Raw genomic sequence first — 940 nt, 5'->3', positions numbered from 1 at the left:
CCTGTTTACGCGCTGGGCTCAGTAGATGAAATGGAGTTTTATGTCGATGGCGCAGATGAAAGCAACGAGCGACTAGAGCTCATCAAAGGCGGCGGCGGTGCACTTACTCGAGAGAAAATCGTTGCTGCTGTTGCCAAAAAATTCATCTGCATTGTAGATGCCTCCAAGCAAGTTGGCTTGTTAGGTGAGTTCCCACTTCCAATTGAAGTTATCCCTATGGCACGCAGCCTGGTAGGCCGGGAAATTGTCAAACTTGGTGGTGACCCGGTTTATAGAGAAGGCTTCGTAACAGACAACGGCAATCATATTCTAGACGTTCACAACATGAAGATTCTCGAACCGAAGAAGCTCGAAGCCGAAATCAACAACCTTACAGGCGTAGTCACTAACGGTTTATTTGCACTTAGACACGCAGATCTGCTGTTTGTTGGCTCTGAATCTGGCGTAAAAATGCACGAAGCCGTATAATCGCGCACTTTATCGCTCTGCGAAAAAATTCAGGTCAGTAACACCGCTTATTAACGACAGGACAAAGCTATGATTTTTGACAACATTCCAGCAGGAAAAGACATTCCTAACGACATTAACGTCGTAATTGAAATCCCAGCTCAAAGCAGCCCGGTAAAATATGAAATCGACAAAGACATGGGAGCTGTTGTAGTTGACCGTTTCATGTCCACGCCAATGTTCTACCCAGCAAACTACGGTTTTATCCCGCACACTTTGGCTGACGATGGTGATCCATTAGATGTATTGGTTATCACACCATATCCAGTTATACCTGGCTCAGTAATTCGTTGTCGCCCAATCGGCATGCTAGACATGGACGATGAAGCGGGTGGTGATGAGAAGCTAGTAGCGGTACCTCACGACAAGCTATCTCCTGAGTACAAAGATATTCAGGATATTGAAGATATTCCAGTGTTACTGAAAGAACAGA

Annotated in this window: 2 protein-coding genes; both read left to right on the top strand. The window is 45.5% G+C overall.

Features of this window, described 5'->3' with window-relative positions:
• Positions 1-468 (top strand): ribose-5-phosphate isomerase RpiA (rpiA, locus tag A3756_RS23925; protein WP_068554894.1); only part of this gene is annotated, 468 nt, incomplete at its 5' end.
• 69 nt (positions 469-537) lie between these two features.
• A partial coding sequence (gene ppa / locus A3756_RS23920; protein WP_068554892.1) for an inorganic diphosphatase occupies positions 538-940 on the top strand: 403 nt, incomplete at its 3' end.

This window comes from Oleiphilus sp. HI0086, assembly GCF_001635225.1.
This window is presented reverse-complemented; position numbering and strand designations above follow the sequence as displayed.